Origin of the sequence: Pseudonocardia kunmingensis (assembly GCF_006716445.1) — a bacterium.
Taxonomy (GTDB): domain Bacteria; phylum Actinomycetota; class Actinomycetes; order Mycobacteriales; family Pseudonocardiaceae; genus Pseudonocardia; species Pseudonocardia kunmingensis.
This window is the reverse complement of record NZ_VFPA01000008.1, coordinates 39,761-59,253: the sequence shown is the minus strand read 5'-3', so window position 1 is coordinate 59,253 and position 19,493 is coordinate 39,761. Positions and strand designations below refer to the sequence as shown.

Here is a 19,493-nt window from a genome sequence, read left to right as displayed (position 1 = left end):
GGCGGATGTCACCGATCCGGCCGGGACGGCGCGACAGGTGTCAAACGGCGGGCCGGCTGGGACGATCGCGACGACCAGCACGGACGGAGGCGCCGGATGCCCGATGACGACCTGCAGAGCATCGTCGACGAGCTCGCCGAGCGGTTGCAGCGATCGGTGGCGATCGACGACCCTGGGATCCGGTTGCTGGCCGCGAGCCGGCACTTCGGCGACGAGGACCCGGTACGGGTGACGTCGGTGCTGAACCGGTCCGTCGACTCCGGGCTCGTCGACGACATCCTCGCGCAGGGGATCGCGCAGTGGACCCGCCCGGGTGGCGTGGTGGTCGCGGTGGACAACGCCCTACCGCGGCTGTGTGCGCCGGTCCGCTGCAACGGGCTCCTGCTGGGCTACCTGTGGCTGATCGACACCGAGCGGTCGCTCGCTCCCGCCGAGATCGACCTCGCGGAGGACGCGGCCGCGCGGGCCGGCGTCGTGCTCTACCGGCGGCTGGTCCTGCACGAGCGCTCCAAGGCGCGGCACGAGGCGATCCTGCGGGAGCTGGTGTCCTCCGACCGGTCCGCCCGGGTGCAGGCCATCGACGACCTGCGGGCGGAGCAGCTGTTCCCCGATCAGCACCGCCGCTTCCGGGTGCTGGCGGTGCAGCTGCACGGCGACGACCCGGCCGCGGCCGCCGCGCTCGAGTCCGCCGTCGAGGAAGGACTGCGCGCCACCGACGACGTGCACCTCATAGCGGCCAACCGCACCCGGGCGTGGGTCCTGCTCGCCGAGCGCACGGCACGGCCGCTCGAGGCGGTGACCGGCCGGATCGTCACCCGGTTCCGCTCGCTCACCCGCAGCGACGCCCGGATCGTCATCGGCGTCGGCGCCGCCGTCGACGGCCTCGACCTCGTCGTGGACTCCTACCGCCAGGCGGTGCTCGCCGCCCGCGCCGCGCTGCTGGTGCCGGCACTGGGCGACGTCGCCCGCTGGGGCGCACTGGGACCCTACGAGGTCCTGCTCATGCTGCCCGTCGAGCACCTCGTCCCGGCGGCCGAGGTGCCCGCGCTGGTCGAGCTCGAGCGCCACGACACCCACGGCGTCCTCATGGTCAGCCTCGAGGCCTTCCTGGACAACGCAGGCGACGTCCGCCGCACCGCCGACCAGCTCTGCGTCCACCGCGCCACGCTCTACCACCGCCTCAAACGCATCGAGGAGCACACGGGCTGCCACCTCGACCGCGGCGACGACCGGCTCACCCTGCACCTGGGGCTCAAGCTGCGGGCGCTCGCCGCGGCGTACCGCACGCAGGCATGACCCGGGCCTAACCCAGAACCGTCCCGGAACTCCCCGCGTTGACCGGGCGGCGGCGGGAGAAGGCCGACAGGTCGATCGTCTGCCCGGTGTGCTCGGCCGTGAACTGCACGGGATCGGAGTCGTGGTCCCGCCCGTTCTCGACCTGCTCGACGATCGCGGTCAGGAACTTCCCCACGAGCGGCGCGTTCTTGAACTGGTTGCCGCTCGTGCCGACGGCGACGTAGAAGCCGTCGAGGCCGGTGCGGTCGTAGATCGGCGTCCAGTCGTCGGCGACGTCGTAGACGCCGACGACGCCGCGCGGCCGGTGCGGCACGGTCAGGTCGGTGAGCCGGCGGGCGGCGCGCGTGACCTGGGCTTCGAAGACGGCCGCGGTCGGGGTCGGGCGTGCGTCGTCGGGATCGTCGAGCCACTGGAGCGGGTCGCACTCGGGTTCGGTGCCCCCGACCAGGAGGCCACCGCCCGCCTCGCTGCGCAGGTAGGTGCCCAGGTCCATGTCGGCGATGCTGATGCCGGGCGCGTCGACCGGGGCGTAGCCGCGCGGGGCGCCGACGTGTGCCACCTCCTGGCGCAGCGGCCTGAGGCCGACGGTGAAGTCCGCCCCGACGCCGGCGAGCGCGTTCAGCTTCCCCGACCACGGACCGGCCGCGTTGACGACCGCATCGCACGCGACGACGCTGCCGTCGTCGAGCCGGACGCCGGTCACCCGGTCACCGCGGGTGTCGATCCCGACGACGGCCCGCCGGAGCCGGAACTCCGCACCGCCGCGCACGGCCGCCGCTGCCAGGTTCTGGGCCGCGAGCTGCGGGTCGGTGACGTACCCGGCGTCGGGCGTGAAAACCGCGCCCAGCTCGTCCACGGCGGGTGCCCAGAACCTCTCGTCGTCGATACGTCTGGGCGGCCAGTACCGGCCGGCGTCGATGCCCGGGATCCGCGCGCGGAGGGTGGCCGCGTCCCACTCCTCGTAGGGCACGCCCACCTCGTCGAACAGTCGCACGTAGCCGGCGCGCGGCGCGAGGTCCACGTCGAGCATCGCCAGGCCGCTGCGCTCGAACCGGGCCGGCGCACCGACGTCGCACCCCAAGTGGTCGGGCCAGTGCCGCCAGCAGAACTGCGACTCCCACGCCGTCGCGACACCGGCGTGGGTGGAGAAGTTGAACCGCACGACCGCGCTCGACGCGCTCGTGGAGCCGTGGCCCACACCGCCCGCCTTGTCGACGACGACGACGTGGCGACCGGACCTGACGAGCTCGCGCGCGATCGAGGACCCGATCACACCCGCACCGACGACGACGACATCCGCGCTCATGCCGTCGAGTCTTTTCGGTCAACGCGCCGGTGACATGCGTCCGGCGACAAACGCTGGGATCCGGGGACGCGACAGGTGTCGCCTGGATGGCACTGAGTGCCACAGCACGGGACGCGTCGCTCCCTCGACCACCGGCACCAGGCCGCCGGTGACGGCCAGGGCCACAACCCCTCGCCGCACGAGTCCGAACAAATCCAACTTCACCTATGAATACGTTGGTCGGCGCATCCTCGGGGAGACCGTCACCTGGCCACGAGCTGCGACGAAGGACTTGACGACGGCGTCGGGGAGCGACTATCTGTACTCACAGTACAGAATGTTTGGAGCGCGAGGAGGCGGCCGCACGCGGGGGCCCATCTGCGCAGTTCGCCCACCGAGGTCAAGGAGGACCGGCCATGGCACACGTCGGCACAGCGGCAGCGGCCGCCCGGCAGTGGCCGGACGACCGATCATCGAACCTGCTCGAGGTCGACCGGCTGCAACTGGCGATCGACGGGGTGCCGCTGCTGTCGGACGTCTCGTTCTCCTGCGCGCCCGGCGAGGTCGTCGGCCTGGTCGGGGAGTCCGGCTCCGGCAAGACGCTCACCGGGCTCAGCGTTATGGGACTGCTCCCGCGCGGCGCCGAGCTCGGCGGGCACATCACGTTCGACGGGACCGACCTCGTCAGCGCGAGCGCGAAGGAACTGCGCCGGCTGCGCGGAACTCGACTCAGCATGATCTTCCAGGAGCCACGGGCATCGCTGCACCCGGCGCGACCCGTCGGTAAGCAGATCGTCGACGTCGTGCGGGCGCACGAGCCGGACGTGCCGGCCGCGGCCGCGCGCGAGCGGGGCGTCGAACTGCTCGCGCAGGTCGGGCTGCCCTCGCCGCGGCGGACGCTGAACGCCTACACCCACGAGCTGTCCGGCGGCATGTGCCAGCGGGTGATGATCGCCATGGCGCTGGTCTGCAGGCCGGCGCTGCTCATCGCCGATGAGCCCACCACCGCTCTGGACGTCACCATCCAGGCGCAGATCATCGCGCTGCTGCGCCGGCTCGCCGACGAGCGCGGCCTGTCCGTCGTGCTGATCAGCCACAACCTGGGCGTGGTCAGCGACCTCTGCTCGAGGGTCGTGACCATGTACTGCGGGCAGGTGGTCAACGACGACCGCACCGTCGAGCTGCTGCGCCGCCCTCGCCACCCCTACCCGTCGGCGCTGCTGCGCGCCTCCGACGTCGACCTGGACCGGGCCCGCGACTGGGCGGGCATCGCCGGTACGCCGGCGAACCCGGCGCGCCCTCCGCACGGCTGCCGTTTCCACCCCCGCTGCCCGTTCCGCACCGACGCCTGCGAGGCTGCAGTGCCACCGCTGGAACCGACGGCCAGTGGCGGCATGACGCGGTGCGTCCGCCATGCCGAGCTCGACCTGGTCGGGGTGGCGGCGTGAGCACGCCGGCGAGCACACCGGTGCTGGCCGTCGACGACCTGGTCGTGACCTACGGCGGCCGCCGTGACCCGCTGCGCGCGGTAGACGGCGTCTCGCTCAGCATCCGACGTGGCGAGACGCTCGGCATCATCGGCGAGTCGGGCTCGGGCAAGTCCACATTGGCCGCCGCCGTCGCCGGGCTCACCCCGGTCACCTCCGGGCGGGTCCGCATCGCCGACGCGGACGGCGTACCCACCGACGTGCCGGCCACGGTCGGCCGCTCCGGTCGGGTCCAGATGATCTTTCAGGACCCGATGCTGGCGCTGAGCCCCAGCCTGCCCGTGTGGCGCAGCGTCGCCGAGCCGTTGGCGCCGCGCTCGCTGAGGGTCCCGGGCCGCTTCCGCGCTCGCGCGGTTGAGCTGCTCGGTCGGGTCGGGTTGGGGCCGGAGCAGGCCGAGCGCCGGCCGGCGCAGCTGTCGGGTGGGCAGCGCCAGCGGGTCACGATCGCACGCGCCGTCGCCGCCAGCGCCCCCGTAGTGATGTGCGACGAGCCTGTCGCCGCCCTGGACATCTCGCTGCAGGCCGGCGTGCTGCGCCTGCTCGACGAGATGCGCGCCGAGCACGACCTGACCTACCTGTTCATCTCCCACGACATGACCTCGATCGCCCGGCTCGCCGACCAGGTCGGCGTGATGTACCTGGGCCGACTGGTCGAGGTGGGCCCGGTACGGGCGGTGCTGGGCGAGCCCCGCCACCCCTACACGCAGGCGCTGATCAGTGCCGTGCCGTCCGTGGCGCGCGCCGGCCGGGGCCGCGAGCGCACGCTGCTGCCCGGCGAGATCCCGGACGCCCGCCGCCCGCCGTCGGGCTGCCGGTTCCGCACCCGGTGCCCGTTCGCGCAACCGCGCTGCGCCCGGGAAGCTCCAACCCTCTCCGCCGACAGCACCGACGGCGCCGACGAGCACCGCACCGCCTGCCACTTCTGGCCGCAGATCCGGAACGGCCGGGCCACGCCGTTCACCGCAGCTTGAGCCGCCCGTCCCGTCGGGATCCGCCGCACCAGCCCGCACGAAGGAGTGCCCCATGCCCCCTGCCCTCCCGACCCGGCGCCGCCCCCGCCGCCGGAACCGCCTGCTCGCCGGACTGCTGGCAGTGGCATCCGCGGCCGCCTGCTCGTCCGGGGGCGCCGATCCCTCCGGCACTGCCGGCGGTGCACCCGACCCGGCCGGCACCGTGAACGTCGTGCACGGCTCCACCCCGAACCAGTTCGACCCGTGCGGGACGCTCAACGGCTCCGAGCTGGCCTACATGTGGGCCGTCTACGCCCCCCTGATCCGGTCCAACCCGGTCACCGGCGAACTCACCCCGGGCATCGCCACCGCCTGGGAGACCGCCCCGGACGGGCTGAGCCTGACACTGACCCTGCGGTCCGGGCTGACCTTCCAGGACGGCACGCCACTGGACGCGACCACCGCGGCGCAGAGCCTCGAGCAGTGCATCGCGCTGGGCAACCAGACCGTGCCGGGGCTGGAGGGGGTCACCGCGCCGGACCCGCAGACCCTCGTCTTCACGCTGTCCAGCCCGTCCTCCGGGCTGGTCGACCTGCTCGGCAGCCGGCTGGGCCTGCTGGCCTCGCCGCGCGCGCGGGAGGCGGAGGGCACCGCGTTCGGGTCCAAGCCGGTCGGCGCCGGCCCGTACCAGCTGACCGAGTTCGTGCCGGGCAGCTCCATCCGGCTCACCCGGTGGGACGGCTACCAGGAGGCAGGGCCTCCGCCCGGCAAGGTGGCCGCAATCGCCGTCCAGATCATCACCGACCCGTCGGCCCAGGTGGCCGCTTTGACGGGCGGCCAAGCCGACTACGGCTACCGACTCGAATCCAGTGCCGCCGCGGCACTGCGCGACGTGCCCGGGGTCACCCTCAGCAACGAGATCGGCGTCGCGATCAGCGACCTCAACGTCGACCGCAGCCAAGGCCCGCTGCAGGACGTCCGCGTGCGGCAGGCGATCAGCTACGCCATCGACCGCACGGCCGTCGCCGCCGCGGCCAACGACGGCCTGAGCGACGTGGGCTCGGTGCAGCCGTACCCGCCCGGGCACCCGTACCACTTCGACGACCTGAACGGCGCCTACCCGCGCGACCTCGCGAAGGCCAGGCAGCTGCTCGCCGAGGCCGGCTACCCGGACGGCGTCACGCTGCGCGGGGTGTCCCTGGACGGCGCCAACTTCCAGAACAACGCCGTGCTCATCGCCCAGCAGCTGGCCGAGGCGGGGATCACGGTGAACTTCGAGGCCAAGGCGTTGCCGGACGCGACCAAGAGCTTCTACACCGACCACCAGTACGACATCTTCTCCACCGGTATGAACTCCGGCCCGGACTGGCTGACCATCTACCGCCGGCTGCTGGCCACCACGTCCTCCGGCAACGCCGGCAAGGTCTCGGTGCCCGGCGGCGACGAGGCCCTCGCCCAGCTCAACGCGGCCACCACGCCCGACCAGCTGGAGGCGGCGCTGCGCAACGCCACCCAGGTGCTGCAGGACCAGCTGCCGATCGTGCCGCTGTACTTCACCCCCTACGTGGCGGCGTGGACCGACCGGGTCGCCGGCGGGCCGGACGCGTTCGCGATCAACGGCGAGGCCGACTTCACCGCCCTCGGCGTGATGAGCGCGGGCTGACGTGGCCGCCCACGAGTCCGCGACGCTGGCCGGGAAGCCGACCGACCCGGCCCCACCGGGCGGCGGTGATCCGGAGCCCGCCGTCGGGCACGGTCGTGGCCGGCTCGCCGCCGGCGGCCTGCCCCGCTTCGTGCTTCGCCGGCTGCTGCTGTTCGTCCCCACAGCCGTGGGCGCGGGCTTGCTCACCTTCCTCCTGGTCAAGATCATCCCGGGTGGTCCGGCGTACGCGAAGCTCGGCGAGGAGGCGACACCGGAGGCCATCGCCGTGGTCGAGCGGCAGCTCGGCCTTGACCGGCCGCTGCCCGAGCAGTTCTTCGGCTGGTTGGGCAGCGCGCTGCTCGGCGACCTCGGGATGTCCTTCCAGACCGGTCAACCGGTGATCAACCTGATCGTCAACGCGCTGCCGGTGACGATCGAGCTGGTGGTGCTGGCGATCCTCGGCACCATCGCGGTGGCCGTGCCGATCGGTGTTTACGCCGCTCGGCGGGCCGATCGTCCGGTCGGCCGGTGGATCCGCAGCACGTCGGGCCTCGGACTGGCTGTACCGGACTTCTTCCTGGCCCTGGTTCTGATCAGCATCTTCTCGGTCGGCCTGGGTCTGCTGCCCCGGTTGGGCTACCCGCGGCTCACCGAGGACCCGGTCGGCAACCTCTACCACGTCATCCTGCCGGTGCTGCCGATGATCCTGGGCGGCAGCGCGATCGTCATCCGGCAGGTCGGCGCGGCCATGGTCGACGCGCTGGCCAGCGACTACTGCCGAACGGCGCGGGCGATGGGCCTGCCCGAGCGGGTCATCACCTGGCAGTACGCCTTCCGGGCGGCGCTGCCCACGGTGCTCAACGTGGTAGCCCTGCTGGCACTCGGGCAGCTGGGCGTGACCTTGGTGCTGGAGAAGATCTTCGTGCTGCCCGGCATGGGCAGCGCGCTGATCAACGGCATCGGGGTGCGCGACTACCCGCTGATCCTCGGGATCGTGCTGGTGTACGTGGCGATCGCGCTGGTGGTGAACCTGGTGGTGGACATCATGGCCGGGATCGTCGACCCGGCGAGCCGGGGGGCCTGACATGACCACCACCGTCGCGGACCCCGCTGCGAAGAGAGGCGGCACGGCCCGCCCCACCAAGCGCGCCCGGCCGCACCCCGGCCTGGTCGTCGCGGTCACCGTGCTCGGCGCGCTGCTGCTGGCCGCGCTACTCGCCCCCTGGGTCGCGCCGTACGACCCGCTGGCCCAGGACCTGGTGAATCGCAACGGCGGACTGTCGGCGGCGCATCTGTTGGGCACCGACCAGTTCGGCCGCGACGTGCTGAGCCGGCTGATCTGGGGCGGGCGCAACGCCTTCGGCGGCGTGCTGATCGCGGTCGGCGTCACCCTCGTGGTCGGCGTGACCTGGGGGACGGTCGCCGGGTTCTGGCCGCGATTCACCGGCACCGCGCTGATGCGCCTGGCTGACATCATGATCGCGTTTCCGACGATGGTGCTGGCCGTGGCCATCACCGGCTCGCTCGGGCCAGGACTGACCACGTCGATGGTGGCGATCGGGCTGGTGCTCGCCCCCAACACCGCCCAGCTCACCAGGTCGGGCGTGCTGGCGCTTCGCGAGCGGCAGTTCGTGCAGAGCGCCCGGCTGTCCGGTGTCCCGGCGCCGATCGTGCTGGTGCGGCACGTGCTGCCGCTGGCGCTGCGCCCGGTCGTGGTGCAACTGACCATCTACACCGGACTGGCCTTCGTCATCCAGGGCGTCCTGTCGTTCCTGGGCCTCGGCGTGGCGAAGCCGACGCCGAGCTGGGGCAGCGACCTGTCCGACGCCTATTCCCAGATCCTGTCCGCCCCGCTGCAGATCATCGCTCCGGGCGTGCTGCTCGGCGTGGTCGTGCTGTGCGTCTACCGGATCGGCGACGCGCTGCGCGACCGGATGAGCTCCGGGGCGGTCCGCACCGAGAGGACCGAGGACGATGTCATCGTCGCCTGAACCCGTGCCCCGCCCGCGGCCCCTCGACGGGCTCCGTGTCGTCGACTTCTCGTCGTCGGTCGCCGGCCAGTACGCCGGACGCCTGCTGGCCATGCAGGGCGCGGACGTCGTGCTCGTCGAGCCGCCGGAGGGCACGCCGACGCGGCGGACTCCCCCGCTGTCGCCCGACGGTACCGAGTCCTACCTGTTCCGCCACCTCAACCAGGGCAAGCGGGCAGCCGCCTGGCCGGGGGCCGGACTGCTCGACGGCGTCGACGTCGTGCTGCGCGACCAAGGGGCGCCGCTGCCGGTCCCACTGGCTGCCACGGTGGTCGACTGCGAGCTGGGCGACTTCCCGCCCGACGGCCCCTACGCCCGGTGGCAGGGCTCGGAGATGGTGCACCAGGCCCTCTCCGGGGTCATGAACGCCACCGGCTCGGTCGACCGCGAGCCGATCTACGGCCTGGGCCAGCGCGCCTCCTACGCCACCGGCACCACGGCCTACATCTCGGTGCTCGCCGCACTGCACGAGCGCCGCCGCTCCGGGCGCGGCCAGCAGGTGCGGGCCAGCGTGTTCGAGTCCACCGCGGCCATGGGCCAGAACCTGGTCAGCCAGGCCAGCTACAACGGCACCGAGGAGACCCGGGCCGCCTACCCCGGCTTCCTGGCCGTGCTGCGCTGCCGCGACGCCTGGGTGGTGCTGTTCGCCATCCGCAACTGGCCGAGCCTGTGCCACGTCTTCGGGCTCGACGAACTGCTCGACGACCCGCGGTTCACCACCTCCGGCGACCGGTTGGCGAACTGGCCGGCGGTGGTGGCGCGGCTGCAGGAGCGGGCAGCGGGCATGGCGGCCGACGACGTGGTGGCCGGGCTGCAGCGCGGCAGGGTGAGCGCGGAGAAGGTGACCGGGCTCGCCGAGCTGGTCGAGTCGGAGCAGTGGCGGCTGCGCTCGATGTTGAGCGAGGTGGGGGACGGCGAGTCGGCGCTGCGCCGGCTGTTCGTCGTCGATGACGCCGACGGCCCGGTCGATGCCGACGTCCCCGGCCCGAGCCCGCGGCTTCAGGTCGCGGAGCCGGCGGGGGGTGCCCGGTGATGGCCGGACCGCTGTCGGACGTGCGGGTGCTGGAGTTCAGCACCGCGTGGGCCGGGCCGTTCGCCGGCCGCTGCTTGGCCTACCTCGGCGCCGACGTCATCAAGGTGGAGGCCCCCAGCCACCCCGACTCCTGGCGCGGCACCCGGGTCCGCGGGGCCCCCCGCTACTACCCCGACCTCGACCCGGGCGACGACCCGCAGAACCGCAACATGCTGTTCAACTCACAGAACCTCGACAAGCGCTCGATCGCGCTGGACCTCAAGGTGCCCGGTGCAGCCGAGGTCATGCAGGACCTCGCCCGCACCGCCGACGTCGTGCTGGCCAACTTCACCCCGGGCGTGCTGGACCGGCTCGGTGCCGGCTTCACCGACCTGAGCCGGGTCAACCCCCGCATCGTGGTGGTCGAGATGCCGGCCTTCGGGCGGGGTGGACCGATGTCGGGCCACCAGGGCATGGGCAAGACCATGGAGCCGGCCACCGGCATGACGGGTCTGATGGGCTACCCGGAGGGCACCCCCGTGCTCACCGGCCCCGCCCTGATGGACCCCACCGGCGGGCTGAACGCGGTCGCCGCGGTGCTGACCGCGCTGGAGCTGCGCGAGCGCACCGGGAAGGGGTGCCGGGTCGAGGTCCCCCAGGTCGAGGCGGCCGCCCATTGGATCGGCGAGTACGTGCTCGAGCAGCTCGCCACCGGCGCGACCTGGCGACCCGACGGCAACCACCGTGACGGCTCGGCCCCGCACGACGCCTTCCGCTGCCGGGGCGAGGACGAGTGGGTCGTCATCGCGGTGGTTACCGACGACCAGTGGCGGGCACTGTGCGCGGTGCTGGGCCGCCCGGACCTGGTCGACCGCGGCGCGACCGCCGCGCAGCGACTCGCCGACCAGGACGCACTGGGCGCCGAGATCGCCGCCTGGACCGCCGGCCGGGACAAGATCGAGGTCGCCGAGCGGCTGCAGGCCGCCGGCGTGCCGGCCGCCCCCGTGCTGGGCGGGCGGGAGATCGCCGCGAGCCCCGCGATGCGCCACGCCGGGATGATCGCCGAGCTGGACCACCCGCTGGTCGGGAACCGCGCCTACAGCGCACTGGGGTTCCGGTTCGACCGCACGCCCGGCGGCCACCGGCGGGCCGCACCGCTGTTCGGCCAGCACAACGACGACGTCCTGGGCGGCCTGCTCGGCTACGACGACACCCGGATCGCGCAGCTCCGCGCCGCCGGGGTGATCGCCGATCGCCCGACCGCGGACACCGACACCCCACGCCCCCGCCCCGCCGACGTGACCGGGAGACGCCGATGAGCGCAGGAACAGGACCCGCACCAGCACCGTCACCGATCGACTACAGCCCGGCCGCGCAGGAGTTCCGGGCCGAGGTCCGCGACTGGCTCGCGGCCAACGCCCCCGACGAGATGCGCGGGGTCCAGGTCCCGCGCGAGCCCGCACCCGAACTGGCGGCGGCGCTCGGTCGCTGGGCCGACACCCTCACGGGGGCGGGGTACATGTGCGTGGCCTGGCCCCGCGAGTACGGCGGGCGCGGGCTGTCCGGCGTCGAGGTCGCGATCATGAACGAGGAGTTCGCCCGGGCCGACGTGCCCCGGCTGACCCGCGGGATGGGCGAGGGCCTGGTCGGCCCGGCGATCATCGCGCACGCCACCGAGGAGCAGAAGGCCCGCTTCCTGCCCCCGATCATCTCCGGGGAGCACGACTACTGCCAGGGCTTCTCCGAGCCCGAGGCCGGCTCGGACCTGGCCAGCCTGCGCACCAGCGGGGTGGTCGACGGCGACCACCTGGTGATCAACGGGCAGAAGGTGTGGACCTCCGGGTTCTTCAAGGTCAACATGATCTTCACCCTGGTCCGGACCAACCCCGACGCCGCCAAGCACCGCGGGATCTCCTACGTCCTGGTCCCGATCACCGTCGACGACGAGCCGAACGGCATCGAGTTCCGGCCGATCACCCGGATGACCGGGCTCGCGCACTTCTCCGAGACCTTCTTCACCGACACCCGCGCCCCCCTGGACAACGTCATCGGCGGCCTGGACAACGGCTGGCGGGTCGCGATGACGACGCTGGGCAGCGAGCGCGGCGGCCGCGCCACCACCCAGCACCTGGCCTTCATGCGGCAGTTCTGGCGGCTGGTCGAGGAGGTCCGCAAGCGCGGGCTCATCGACGACGTGCGCGTGCGCGAGCAGCTGGCCTGGGCCTACTCCCAGGTGGAGGTGCTGCGCTACACCGGGCTGCAGCTGGTCGCCGAGCTGGCCGCGGGCCGCTCGGGGGCGGGCCTGGGCAACGGCTCGACCACCAAGATCCGCTGGTCGGAGTACGAGCGTCGGCTGGCCGAGATCGCGATGGACCTGCTCGGCCCGGACGCGCTGGTCGTCGGCCCGGACTACGAGCTCGACCACTGGCAGGAGGAACTGCTCGTGACCCGCTCGCACACCATCTGGGGCGGCACCGCCGAGGTCCAGCGCAACATCGTCGCCGAACGCGTGCTCGGCCTGCCCAAGGACCCGGCCCCGGTGGGGAGTGCGCGATGAGTCTCGCCGTCACCACCGAGCAGCAGGAACTGCGCGCCACCGTCCGCCGCTGGCTCGCCGACAGCGTGCCGATGGCCCGCGTGCGCGAGCTGATGGGCACCCCCACCGCGTTCGACCCGGCGATCTGGCGCGGCCTGGGCGAGCTCGGCGTCCTCGACCTGGCCGTGCCCGAGCAGTACGGCGGCGCCGGGTACAGCGTGCAGGAGCTGGCGCACGTGTTCGACGAGTGCGGCGCCGGGGTGCTGCCCAGCCCGCTGCTGGCCACCCTGGGCCTGGCCCTGCCGCTGCTGCTGGCCACCGACGACGAGGATGCCCGGGCCCGGCACCTGCCCGGCATCGCCGACGGCTCCACCGTGGCCACGGTCGCGTGGCTGGCTCCCGGAGCCGGCTGGGACTCCGCGGGCCGCTCGATGAGCGTGACCGGTCGGAAGCTCTCGGGCAGCGCGTCGACCGTGCTGGACGGGATGTCGGCCGACCTCGTGCTGGCCGTCGCCGGCACCGGCGACTCGACCGTCGTCGTCGCCGTCGACCCCACCGCACCCGGTGTCACCCGCGCCCCGCAGCCCACTCTCGACCAGACCCGCCCGCTGGCCCTGCTGCGCTTCGACGACGTCCCCTGCACCCCGGTGGGCACCGGCGCGCACCTACTGGAGCGCGCGCTGGACACCGCCGGTGTGCTGCTCGCCGCCGAGATGGTCGGCGGCGCGCAGACCTGCCTGGACGCGAGCGTGGCCTACGCCAAGGTGCGCCGGCAGTTCGGCCGGCCCATCGGCTCGTTCCAGGCGATCAAGCACAAGTGCGCCGAGGTCCTCGTCGAGCTCGAGGGGGCGCGCGCCGCGGTCGCCTACGCCGCCTGGGCGGCCGCGGAGAACCCCGCCGAGCTGCCGGCGGTCGCGCCGCTGGCCAAGGCCGTGGCGGGCGAGGCCTACTTCCGGGCCGCCGCCGACAACGTACAGATCCACGGAGGCATCGGCTTCACCTGGGAGCACGACGCCCACCTGTACTTCAAACGGGCCAAGACCTCGCTCGTGCTCTTCGGTGACACCGGTGCGCACCGCCGCACCCTCGCCGACCGCATCGGACTGTGATCGGCAACCGGACGACAAGGGAGTCAGCCATGGCAGCACCGACCGTCACCTACGAATCCATCCTCGTCGAGCGGGACGGCCCGGTGGGCGTGGTCATGCTCAACCGGCCCGACGTGCTCAACTCCTGGGACTGGCTGATGTCGGAGGAGATGGCGCACGCGTTCGCCACCTTCGACGACGACGATGACGTGCGGGCGATCGTGCTCACCGGCGCCGGCCGGGCGTTCTGCGCCGGCGCCGGACTGCGTCCCGCCGGTCAGACCTTCGACGGCTCACTGCGCCGCGAGGACGCTGCGGCCAAGGTGCCCGGGCCCAAGCGCAGCGCGGAGAAGCTGCGCACGCCCGTCATCGCGGCTGTGAACGGCGCCGCGGTCGGCGCCGGCCTGACCATGGCGCTGCGCGCCGACATCGTCTACGTCGCCGAGGACGCCAAGCTGGGGTTCGTGTTCAACCGGCGCGGTGTCGTCCCCGACGCCGACCTGATGTGGAGCGTCCCCCGCCAGATCGGCTTCTCCCGGGCCATGGAGCTCCTGCTGACCGCGCGCATCTTCCGCGGCCGGGAGGCCGCCGAGGTCGGCCTGGCCGCCAAGGCTCTGCCGGCCGCGGAGGTGCTCGCCGCTGCCGTCGAGACCGGAAAGGACATCGCCGAGAACGTGGCGCCGGTGTCCGCGGCGATCACCAAGCTGGTCACCCGCGCCTTCCTGCAGGAGACCGACCAGGCCGCGGCGCTGGAGCTGGAGCGGCGGTTGTTCCGCTGGGCCGGCCAGCACGCCGATGCGCCCGAGGGCGTCACTGCGTTCAAGGAGAAGCGCCCACCGCACTGGACCCTGTCCAAGACCCGCGACTTCCCTACCGAGCTGTTCAACGACGGCCGCTGACCAGCCGGGGCCCGCGCCCCGCGTAGATTCCCGGGTGCAGCGGCGGAAGGAGAACCGGTGGTGGCGGCTTCGTCGGACGCGGTTCCGCCGCGGCCCGGGAAGGGCACGCCCGCCCGGGCCGAGCGCCGGGACGGGCGGGCCCTGCGGTCCGAGCGGACCCGCCAAGCCCTCGTCGACGCCCACGTGGCCCTGCTGCTCGAGGGCGACCTGCAGCCCACCGCGGCCCGCGTCGCCGAGCGGGCGGGGGTCTCGATCGGCGCGTTCTGGTTCCACTTCAAGGACATCGAGTCGCTGTTCGCCGAGTCCGGGGCGAAGATCGCGCAGTCGCAGGAGGCCGCCCGCGGGCAGATCCCGCTCGACCTTCCGCTGGCCGAGCGGATCGAGCTGTTCTGCCAGCAGCGCGCCAAGATGCTGGAAGCCGGGGCCGGGATGTACCGGGCTGCACAGGCGCGGCTGTCGTCGTCCCGGCAGCTCCAGATCAATCGGATCCGGCACACGGCCCGACTGCGTTCCGAGCTCGAGGAGCTGTTCGCCGGGGAGATCGCGGCGGCCGGCTCCGCGGGCAACGAACTCTCCAACGCACTGCAGCTGGCCTCGACCTGGCCGTCCTGGATGGGCTGCCGGGACTACCAGGGCCTGTCCGTGGAGGAGTCGGCCGCGGTCATGCGCCGGATGATGACGGCGCTGCTCGTCGCGGCGAGCACGAAGGGAGATTGATCGAGTCCGGCGGCGTCGGACGGCCCCGGGGAGGCCCCACGCCTCAAGACCAACCCCGCACCTGGAAATCGCGGCTCTCGCACCGACTGGCGCCACCATCACGCCACCACGAGCGAGCCGGCCACCTCGAGCAGCAACGCGAGCTCTCATCCGGCCGGCATCGATGCGGACCGACGCGAGGCCGCCGACGGGGACTCGCGCCCCCGCACCCCCAGCACGAGCTACAGCCGAAGACGGCTTGGGAAGATCACGAGCTCGCCACCCGCGCCTCCGCGCCATGCTGTTCCAGGCAACTGAGCCCCTCGACTCTTCGTAGCCTCCTCGAACCCCCGGCTCAAACCACCAGGTCCGCCGCGAGGACCAGCAGGAGCGCGATCACGGACAGCATCGACTGGGCGAGGGTGTAGGTCTTGAGCGTGCCACGGGTGGAGAGCCCGAACAGGCTGCGGAACATCCAGAACGCGTTGTCGCTGAACTGCCCGCCGAAGCAGCCGCCGGCGCCGGCCGCGAGGATGACGAGCGCGGGGCTGAGGCCGAGGTCGGCGACGACCGGTCCGATGATCCCGATGGCGGTCAGGCCGGCGACGGTCTGGCCGCCGATCGCGGCCCGCATGGTCGCGGCGACCAGCCAGATCACGAGCAGGGGGATCGCCCGGTTCGCGGCGAACAGGCCGGACAGGACGTCCTCGATGCCGGTCGCGGCGATCACGACGCCGAGCGAGCCGGCGACCGCGGTGACGGCCAGGATGGTGCCGACGGTCTCCAGGGCGTTCTCGACGATCCTGGCCTGGCCCTCGAGGCCGACGCGGCGCACCGCGACGGCGAGCGCGGTCAGCGCGCCCGCGAGCAACGCGATCACCGGCGCACCGAGCAGGTCCAGCGCGGGCGAGGCCACACCCAGGTCGGGCAGGACGATCCCCGCGACGACGAGGACCAGCACCACCAGCAGCGGGGCGATCGCGGTGAGCAGCGAGGGGAGCTCCCGTTGGCGGACCCCCGTGGCCGTCGCGGCGGTCGACGGTCCCGCGCTCACCGTCCGGTCGGGGCCGGCGGCAGGCACGGTGGCGGCCCCACCGGTGGCCGCGGCCGGCTCCTCGTCGCGCTCCGGGGACCACCACCCGAACCGTTCGATGACCAGGACGTAGAGCCAGACGGTGAGGACCGCGGCAGGGATCGCCAGTGCGAAGCCCGGGACGAGGAGGGCGCCGGGGTCCAGCGACAGCTGTCCGAGGTAGGCCAGCATGGCCGAGCCCGGGATGACGAGCGCGTTCCCCGCGGCGAGTCCGAGCGCGACCGGTCCGGCCAGTGCGGCCACGGGACGGCCCGACAGCAGGGCGACGCGTCGGGCGATCGGGGCGACGACGACCAGCAGCACGTCGTAGTAGATGGACGGTGTGACGGTCGAGAGCGTGACCCCGAAGGCGTAGGGCGACCCGCGCCGGCCGAACAACGACACGATCGCCCCGACGATCCGCTCCACGGCGCCGTAGCTCGACATGAGCACGCCCATGATCACCCCGAGGGTGATCAGCAGGCCGACCTCGGCCATCAGCTGGCCGAACCCTTCGTTGAGGCCGTCGACCACCGCCGCCGGGGACACACCGGTCCCGAGCCCGAGCGCGATGGCCCCCAGCAGCAGGGCGACCAGAGGGTTGATCTTCACACGCACGATCAGCAGCGCGATCCCCACGAACACCGCGAGGTACACGACGATCAGCCAGGTCGTCATCGACCCCGTCCTTCCGATGGAACTCTTCAGATGACTAGACGCTACGAGCGTCGCACGACTGCGGTCAAGCTATGTGAGCTGGTGCTACTGTCTTCTGAAGAGCTGTCACCGTGGAGGACCGATGAAGATCGAGCGCATCGACACGTTCGTGCTGCGGGTGCCGTTGGGAGAGCGGCGGTTCTACTCGTCGCAAGCCGCGTTCCCGGAGCGCACCAGCATGCTGGTGCGGATCACCTCCACCGACGGCGTCGTCGGCTGGGGCGAGGGCGGCCAGTACGGCCCCGCCGAGCCGGTGAAGGCCTGCATCGACGCCGTGCTCGCCCCGCAGGTCCTCGCGATGCCCGAGGCCATGCCCGCCGTCGTCGGCGAGACGCTCTACGCCCGGACCCGTGACTTCGGGCAGAAGGGCACCTACGTCGAAGGGATCAGCGCGATCGACGTCGCGCTCTGGGACCTCCTGGGCAAGACGCTGGGCGCCCCGGTCTCGACCCTCCTCGGCGGCCGGTTCCGCGAGCGGGTCAAGGCGTACGGCACGACCGGGTACTACACCGATCCCGAGTTCCGCGCCGATCGCGACCTGCCGGGCCTGGCCGACGCCGTCGCCGGCCACGTCGCGGACGGGTTCGACATGCTGAAGATGAAGATCGGGCTGCTGCCGATCGCGCAGGACGCGGCGCGCATCCGCACGGTCCGCGAGACGGTGGGCGACGACGTCGTCCTGCTCGCCGACGCCAACCACGCCTACAACGCCGCGACCGCGGTCCGCGTGGGGCGGGTGCTCGACGAGCACGGGTTCGCCTGCTTCGAGGAGCCCGTCATCCCGGAGGACCGCGGCGGGTACTCGCGGGTGCGCTCCGCCGTGGACGTCCCGATCTCCGGTGGCGAGGCCGAGTTCACCCGGTTCGGCTTCCGCGACTTCATCGAGCAGGCACGCGTGGACATCGTCCAGCCCGACCTGTGCGTCTGCGGTGGCTTCACCGAGGCCCAGCGCATCGCCGCGCTCGCGTCCGCCCACGGCGTCCGCACCGTCCCCCACGTGTGGGGCTCCGCGGTGGCGCTCGCGGCCGCCCTGCACATGTGCAGCGTCCTCCCGCTCTCCCCCTACACGCTGCGGCCGATCCCGCTGCAGAACGAGCCGGTCATCGAGTTCGACCGCACGCCCAACCCGCTGCGCGACGAGCTGCTGGTCGAGCCGTTCCAGCTCCGGGACGGTCACCTGGACGTCCCCACCGGGCCGGGGCTGGGGATCGAGATCGATCTCGACCAGGTGGAGCGCTACCGTACGGCCTGAGCGCGTGGGGGATCACGATGACGGAGAACAGGGGCCCGCGCAGCAAGCTCGCCGACACCGTCGCGGAGCAGCTGACCACCCTGATCCTTTCCGGTAGTTACCCGGTCGGTTCCAAGCTGCCCTCCGGCGACCTGCTGGCGAACCAGTTCGGGGTGGGCCGCAGCTCGATGCGGGAGGCGGTGCGCACCCTGGAGGCCGCAGGGTACCTGCGCAGCACCCAGGGCGTGGGGACCTTCGTCGTCAACGACCGCCCGCCACCCACGGCCGTCGACCAGGCCCTGCGCGACGGGTACACGATGCGCGACCTCTTCGAGACCCGCATCGCGATCGAGGGCAAGACGGCCGAGCTGGCCGCGCAGCGCCACTCCGACGCCGATCGGTCGGCCCTGCTGGCCGTGCTCGACGCCGCCGAGCAACCCGGCCTCGGCCACGACGAGTTCGTCTCGCTCGACGCCCGCTTCCACCGCCGGATCGCCGCGGCTGCGGAGAACCCGCTGCTGCTCCACCTGTGGGACTCGATCCAGCCGCAGTTCCGGGAGTACTCGCTGCGGGTCATCGGCATGCCGGGTCGACGCGACCGCGCGCACAGCGACCACCGCGGTATCGCCGAGGCGATCCTCGACCGCGACCCCACGCAGGCCGGGGACCTGGCACGCGCGCACGTGGTGACCGTGCAACGCGAGCTGCACCGCCTCGGCGGGTGACGGTCAGCGGGCGGCACGGCTCACCCTGATCACCTGCGGCAGACCGTTCGACGAGAAGACCGGGCACGACCGCGTCAACGTGCTGATCACAACCGCAGCTCGCGCGTGAGCGAGTGGTCGAGGATCAGAGATCCGAACCCCGGCTCGCGGAGGCCAGGCGCGCACGGTGGCTGCGGTAGAGACGGGTCCCGAGCGGGCGACCGGCATGCCAGACGACGGCGGGGACGGCGGCGCGCAGGAGCTGGGCCTGCTCCTCGTTCGCCCCGTGCAGGGCCATGCCCAGCATCAGCAGACGCCGCGCGAAGGTCACCTTGCCCAGCGACGCCTCGGCGTTCGCCTTCCACTCGCGTTCGGTCAGGTAGCGATCGATGAGCGGCAGGATCCGTTCCTCCTCCAGCGCCAGATGCTCGTACAGCGCGGGCAACAGACGCTCCGCAACGCCGGCGACGGCATCCCGGTCGGTGGCGTCGGCGGAGACCCGCCAACGCCGGCTCTCCGCGGCGAGCGCTTGCAGCTCGCGGTCGATGAAGGCGTGCTGCCGGTCCATCGTCTCGATGAGGGGCCCGACGTCGTCGGGGCAACGCTCCCGCAGCCTGGGCCACACGTGGTCGTCCTCGCTGGTGTGATGGGCGTGCAGGAAGTCGACCATCATCAGGACGTGGCCGGCGACGACGACGGTGCCGTCCGCGTCACCCGCCGGCACGCCGGCGACCAGCGCGGGCAGAGCGGCGAACTCCCGCCGCATCGCGTCGTGCACGCCGATCATGTCGCAGCTGTCGGCCATCTTCTCGTGGTGCATGGGAGCAGCGTCGGGGCCGTACCTTTCA

Annotated in this window: 17 protein-coding genes; 14 read left to right on the top strand and 3 right to left on the bottom strand. The window is 72.7% G+C overall.

The features are described 5' to 3' along the window. The first annotated feature begins 96 nt into the window (after positions 1 to 96). Positions 97 to 1,296, top strand: coding sequence for a PucR family transcriptional regulator (locus tag FB558_RS40875; RefSeq protein ID WP_142064581.1), 1,200 nt, complete (start codon positions 97 to 99; stop codon positions 1,294 to 1,296). A 7-nt stretch (positions 1,297 to 1,303) separates the two neighbouring features. On the opposite strand, the gene FB558_RS40870 is transcribed toward FB558_RS40875, so the two are convergent. Beyond that, complete coding sequence (locus tag FB558_RS40870; protein WP_142064578.1) at positions 1,304 to 2,602, bottom strand: NAD(P)/FAD-dependent oxidoreductase; 1,299 nt, start codon at positions 2,600 to 2,602, stop codon at positions 1,304 to 1,306. Between the two features lie 395 nt (positions 2,603 to 2,997). Between FB558_RS40870 and FB558_RS40865 the strand changes: the two genes are divergently transcribed. Genes FB558_RS40865 through FB558_RS40815 form a run of 11 tightly spaced genes read left to right on the top strand, consistent with a single transcriptional unit; the run spans position 2,998 to position 14,942 of the window. After that, positions 2,998 to 4,029, top strand: coding sequence for an ABC transporter ATP-binding protein (locus FB558_RS40865; RefSeq protein ID WP_142064575.1), 1,032 nt, complete (start codon positions 2,998 to 3,000; stop codon positions 4,027 to 4,029). Further along, positions 4,026 to 5,039, top strand: a complete 1,014-nt coding sequence (locus tag FB558_RS40860) for an oligopeptide/dipeptide ABC transporter ATP-binding protein (protein WP_142064571.1) — start codon at positions 4,026 to 4,028, stop codon at positions 5,037 to 5,039. Before FB558_RS40865 ends, FB558_RS40860 begins: the two co-directional genes overlap by 4 nt. 52 nt (positions 5,040 to 5,091) lie before the next feature. Further along, positions 5,092 to 6,681 carry an ABC transporter substrate-binding protein gene (locus FB558_RS40855; protein ID WP_142064568.1) on the top strand — a complete coding sequence of 530 codons (1,590 nt, stop codon included), beginning with the start codon at positions 5,092 to 5,094 and terminating at the stop codon, positions 6,679 to 6,681. A gap of 1 nt (position 6,682) precedes the next feature. After that, positions 6,683 to 7,744 (top strand): ABC transporter permease, encoded by a 1,062-nt coding sequence (locus FB558_RS40850; RefSeq protein WP_142064565.1) that lies wholly within the window; start codon positions 6,683 to 6,685, stop codon positions 7,742 to 7,744. Between the two features lies 1 nt (position 7,745). Then, on the top strand, positions 7,746 to 8,651 hold the full coding sequence (locus FB558_RS40845) for an ABC transporter permease (protein WP_142064563.1): 906 nt from the start codon (positions 7,746 to 7,748) through the stop codon (positions 8,649 to 8,651). Positions 8,652 to 8,655: 4 nt separating this feature from the next. Next, complete coding sequence (locus FB558_RS40840) at positions 8,656 to 9,723, top strand: CoA transferase (protein ID WP_170231799.1); 1,068 nt, start codon at positions 8,656 to 8,658, stop codon at positions 9,721 to 9,723. Continuing rightward, on the top strand, positions 9,723 to 11,021 hold the full coding sequence (locus tag FB558_RS40835; protein WP_142064558.1) for a CaiB/BaiF CoA transferase family protein: 1,299 nt from the start codon (positions 9,723 to 9,725) through the stop codon (positions 11,019 to 11,021). Before FB558_RS40840 ends, FB558_RS40835 begins: the two co-directional genes overlap by 1 nt. Then, positions 11,018 to 12,259: an acyl-CoA dehydrogenase family protein gene (locus tag FB558_RS40830; protein ID WP_142064555.1), complete on the top strand. Its 1,242-nt coding sequence runs from the start codon at positions 11,018 to 11,020 to the stop codon at positions 12,257 to 12,259. The genes FB558_RS40835 and FB558_RS40830 overlap by 4 nt, the downstream gene beginning before the upstream one ends. Then, on the top strand, positions 12,256 to 13,347 hold the full coding sequence (locus FB558_RS40825) for an acyl-CoA dehydrogenase family protein (RefSeq protein ID WP_142064552.1): 1,092 nt from the start codon (positions 12,256 to 12,258) through the stop codon (positions 13,345 to 13,347). The genes FB558_RS40830 and FB558_RS40825 overlap by 4 nt, the downstream gene beginning before the upstream one ends. Positions 13,348 to 13,376: 29 nt before the next feature. Further along, complete coding sequence (locus tag FB558_RS40820; RefSeq protein WP_142064549.1) at positions 13,377 to 14,225, top strand: enoyl-CoA hydratase-related protein; 849 nt, start codon at positions 13,377 to 13,379, stop codon at positions 14,223 to 14,225. Positions 14,226 to 14,285: 60 nt separating this feature from the next. Next, entirely contained in the window at positions 14,286 to 14,942 is a 657-nt protein-coding gene (locus tag FB558_RS40815; protein ID WP_142064546.1) for a TetR/AcrR family transcriptional regulator, read from the top strand. A gap of 334 nt (positions 14,943 to 15,276) precedes the next feature. Here FB558_RS40815 and FB558_RS40810 read toward each other — a convergent pair whose 3' ends face one another. Continuing rightward, entirely contained in the window at positions 15,277 to 16,671 is a 1,395-nt protein-coding gene (locus tag FB558_RS40810; RefSeq protein ID WP_142064543.1) for a GntP family permease, read from the bottom strand. A gap of 121 nt (positions 16,672 to 16,792) precedes the next feature. On the opposite strand from FB558_RS40810, the gene FB558_RS40805 reads away from it, so the two are divergent. Both FB558_RS40805 and FB558_RS40800 read left to right on the top strand, forming a co-directional pair. Next, positions 16,793 to 17,962, top strand: coding sequence for a mandelate racemase/muconate lactonizing enzyme family protein (locus tag FB558_RS40805; protein WP_142064540.1), 1,170 nt, complete (start codon positions 16,793 to 16,795; stop codon positions 17,960 to 17,962). A gap of 17 nt (positions 17,963 to 17,979) precedes the next feature. Further along, on the top strand, positions 17,980 to 18,666 hold the full coding sequence (locus FB558_RS40800; RefSeq protein WP_142064531.1) for a FadR/GntR family transcriptional regulator: 687 nt from the start codon (positions 17,980 to 17,982) through the stop codon (positions 18,664 to 18,666). 124 nt (positions 18,667 to 18,790) lie between these two features. Here the strand turns inward: FB558_RS40800 and FB558_RS40795 are convergent, their stop codons facing one another. Next, complete coding sequence (locus FB558_RS40795; protein WP_142064528.1) at positions 18,791 to 19,465, bottom strand: hemerythrin domain-containing protein; 675 nt, start codon at positions 19,463 to 19,465, stop codon at positions 18,791 to 18,793. Between the last annotated feature and the right edge of the window lie 28 nt (positions 19,466 to 19,493).

Bases quoted from the DNA above. Each gene is read 5' to 3' on its own strand.
- FB558_RS40810 (WP_142064543.1), bottom strand. From the start codon at position 16,671: ATGACGACCTGGCTGATCGTCGTGTACCTCGCGGTGTTCGTGGGGATC.
- FB558_RS40805 (WP_142064540.1), top strand. From the start codon at position 16,793: ATGAAGATCGAGCGCATCGACACGTTCGTGCTGCGGGTGCCGTTGGGA.
- FB558_RS40820 (WP_142064549.1), top strand. From the start codon at position 13,377: ATGGCAGCACCGACCGTCACCTACGAATCCATCCTCGTCGAGCGGGAC.
- FB558_RS40830 (WP_142064555.1), top strand. From the start codon at position 11,018: ATGAGCGCAGGAACAGGACCCGCACCAGCACCGTCACCGATCGACTAC.
- FB558_RS40875 (WP_142064581.1), top strand. From the start codon at position 97: ATGCCCGATGACGACCTGCAGAGCATCGTCGACGAGCTCGCCGAGCGG.
- FB558_RS40800 (WP_142064531.1), top strand. From the start codon at position 17,980: ATGACGGAGAACAGGGGCCCGCGCAGCAAGCTCGCCGACACCGTCGCG.
- FB558_RS40870 (WP_142064578.1), bottom strand. From the start codon at position 2,602: ATGAGCGCGGATGTCGTCGTCGTCGGTGCGGGTGTGATCGGGTCCTCG.
- FB558_RS40865 (WP_142064575.1), top strand. From the start codon at position 2,998: ATGGCACACGTCGGCACAGCGGCAGCGGCCGCCCGGCAGTGGCCGGAC.
- FB558_RS40835 (WP_142064558.1), top strand. From the start codon at position 9,723: ATGGCCGGACCGCTGTCGGACGTGCGGGTGCTGGAGTTCAGCACCGCG.
- FB558_RS40795 (WP_142064528.1), bottom strand. From the start codon at position 19,465: ATGCACCACGAGAAGATGGCCGACAGCTGCGACATGATCGGCGTGCAC.
- FB558_RS40845 (WP_142064563.1), top strand. From the start codon at position 7,746: ATGACCACCACCGTCGCGGACCCCGCTGCGAAGAGAGGCGGCACGGCC.
- FB558_RS40825 (WP_142064552.1), top strand. From the start codon at position 12,256: ATGAGTCTCGCCGTCACCACCGAGCAGCAGGAACTGCGCGCCACCGTC.
- FB558_RS40855 (WP_142064568.1), top strand. From the start codon at position 5,092: ATGCCCCCTGCCCTCCCGACCCGGCGCCGCCCCCGCCGCCGGAACCGC.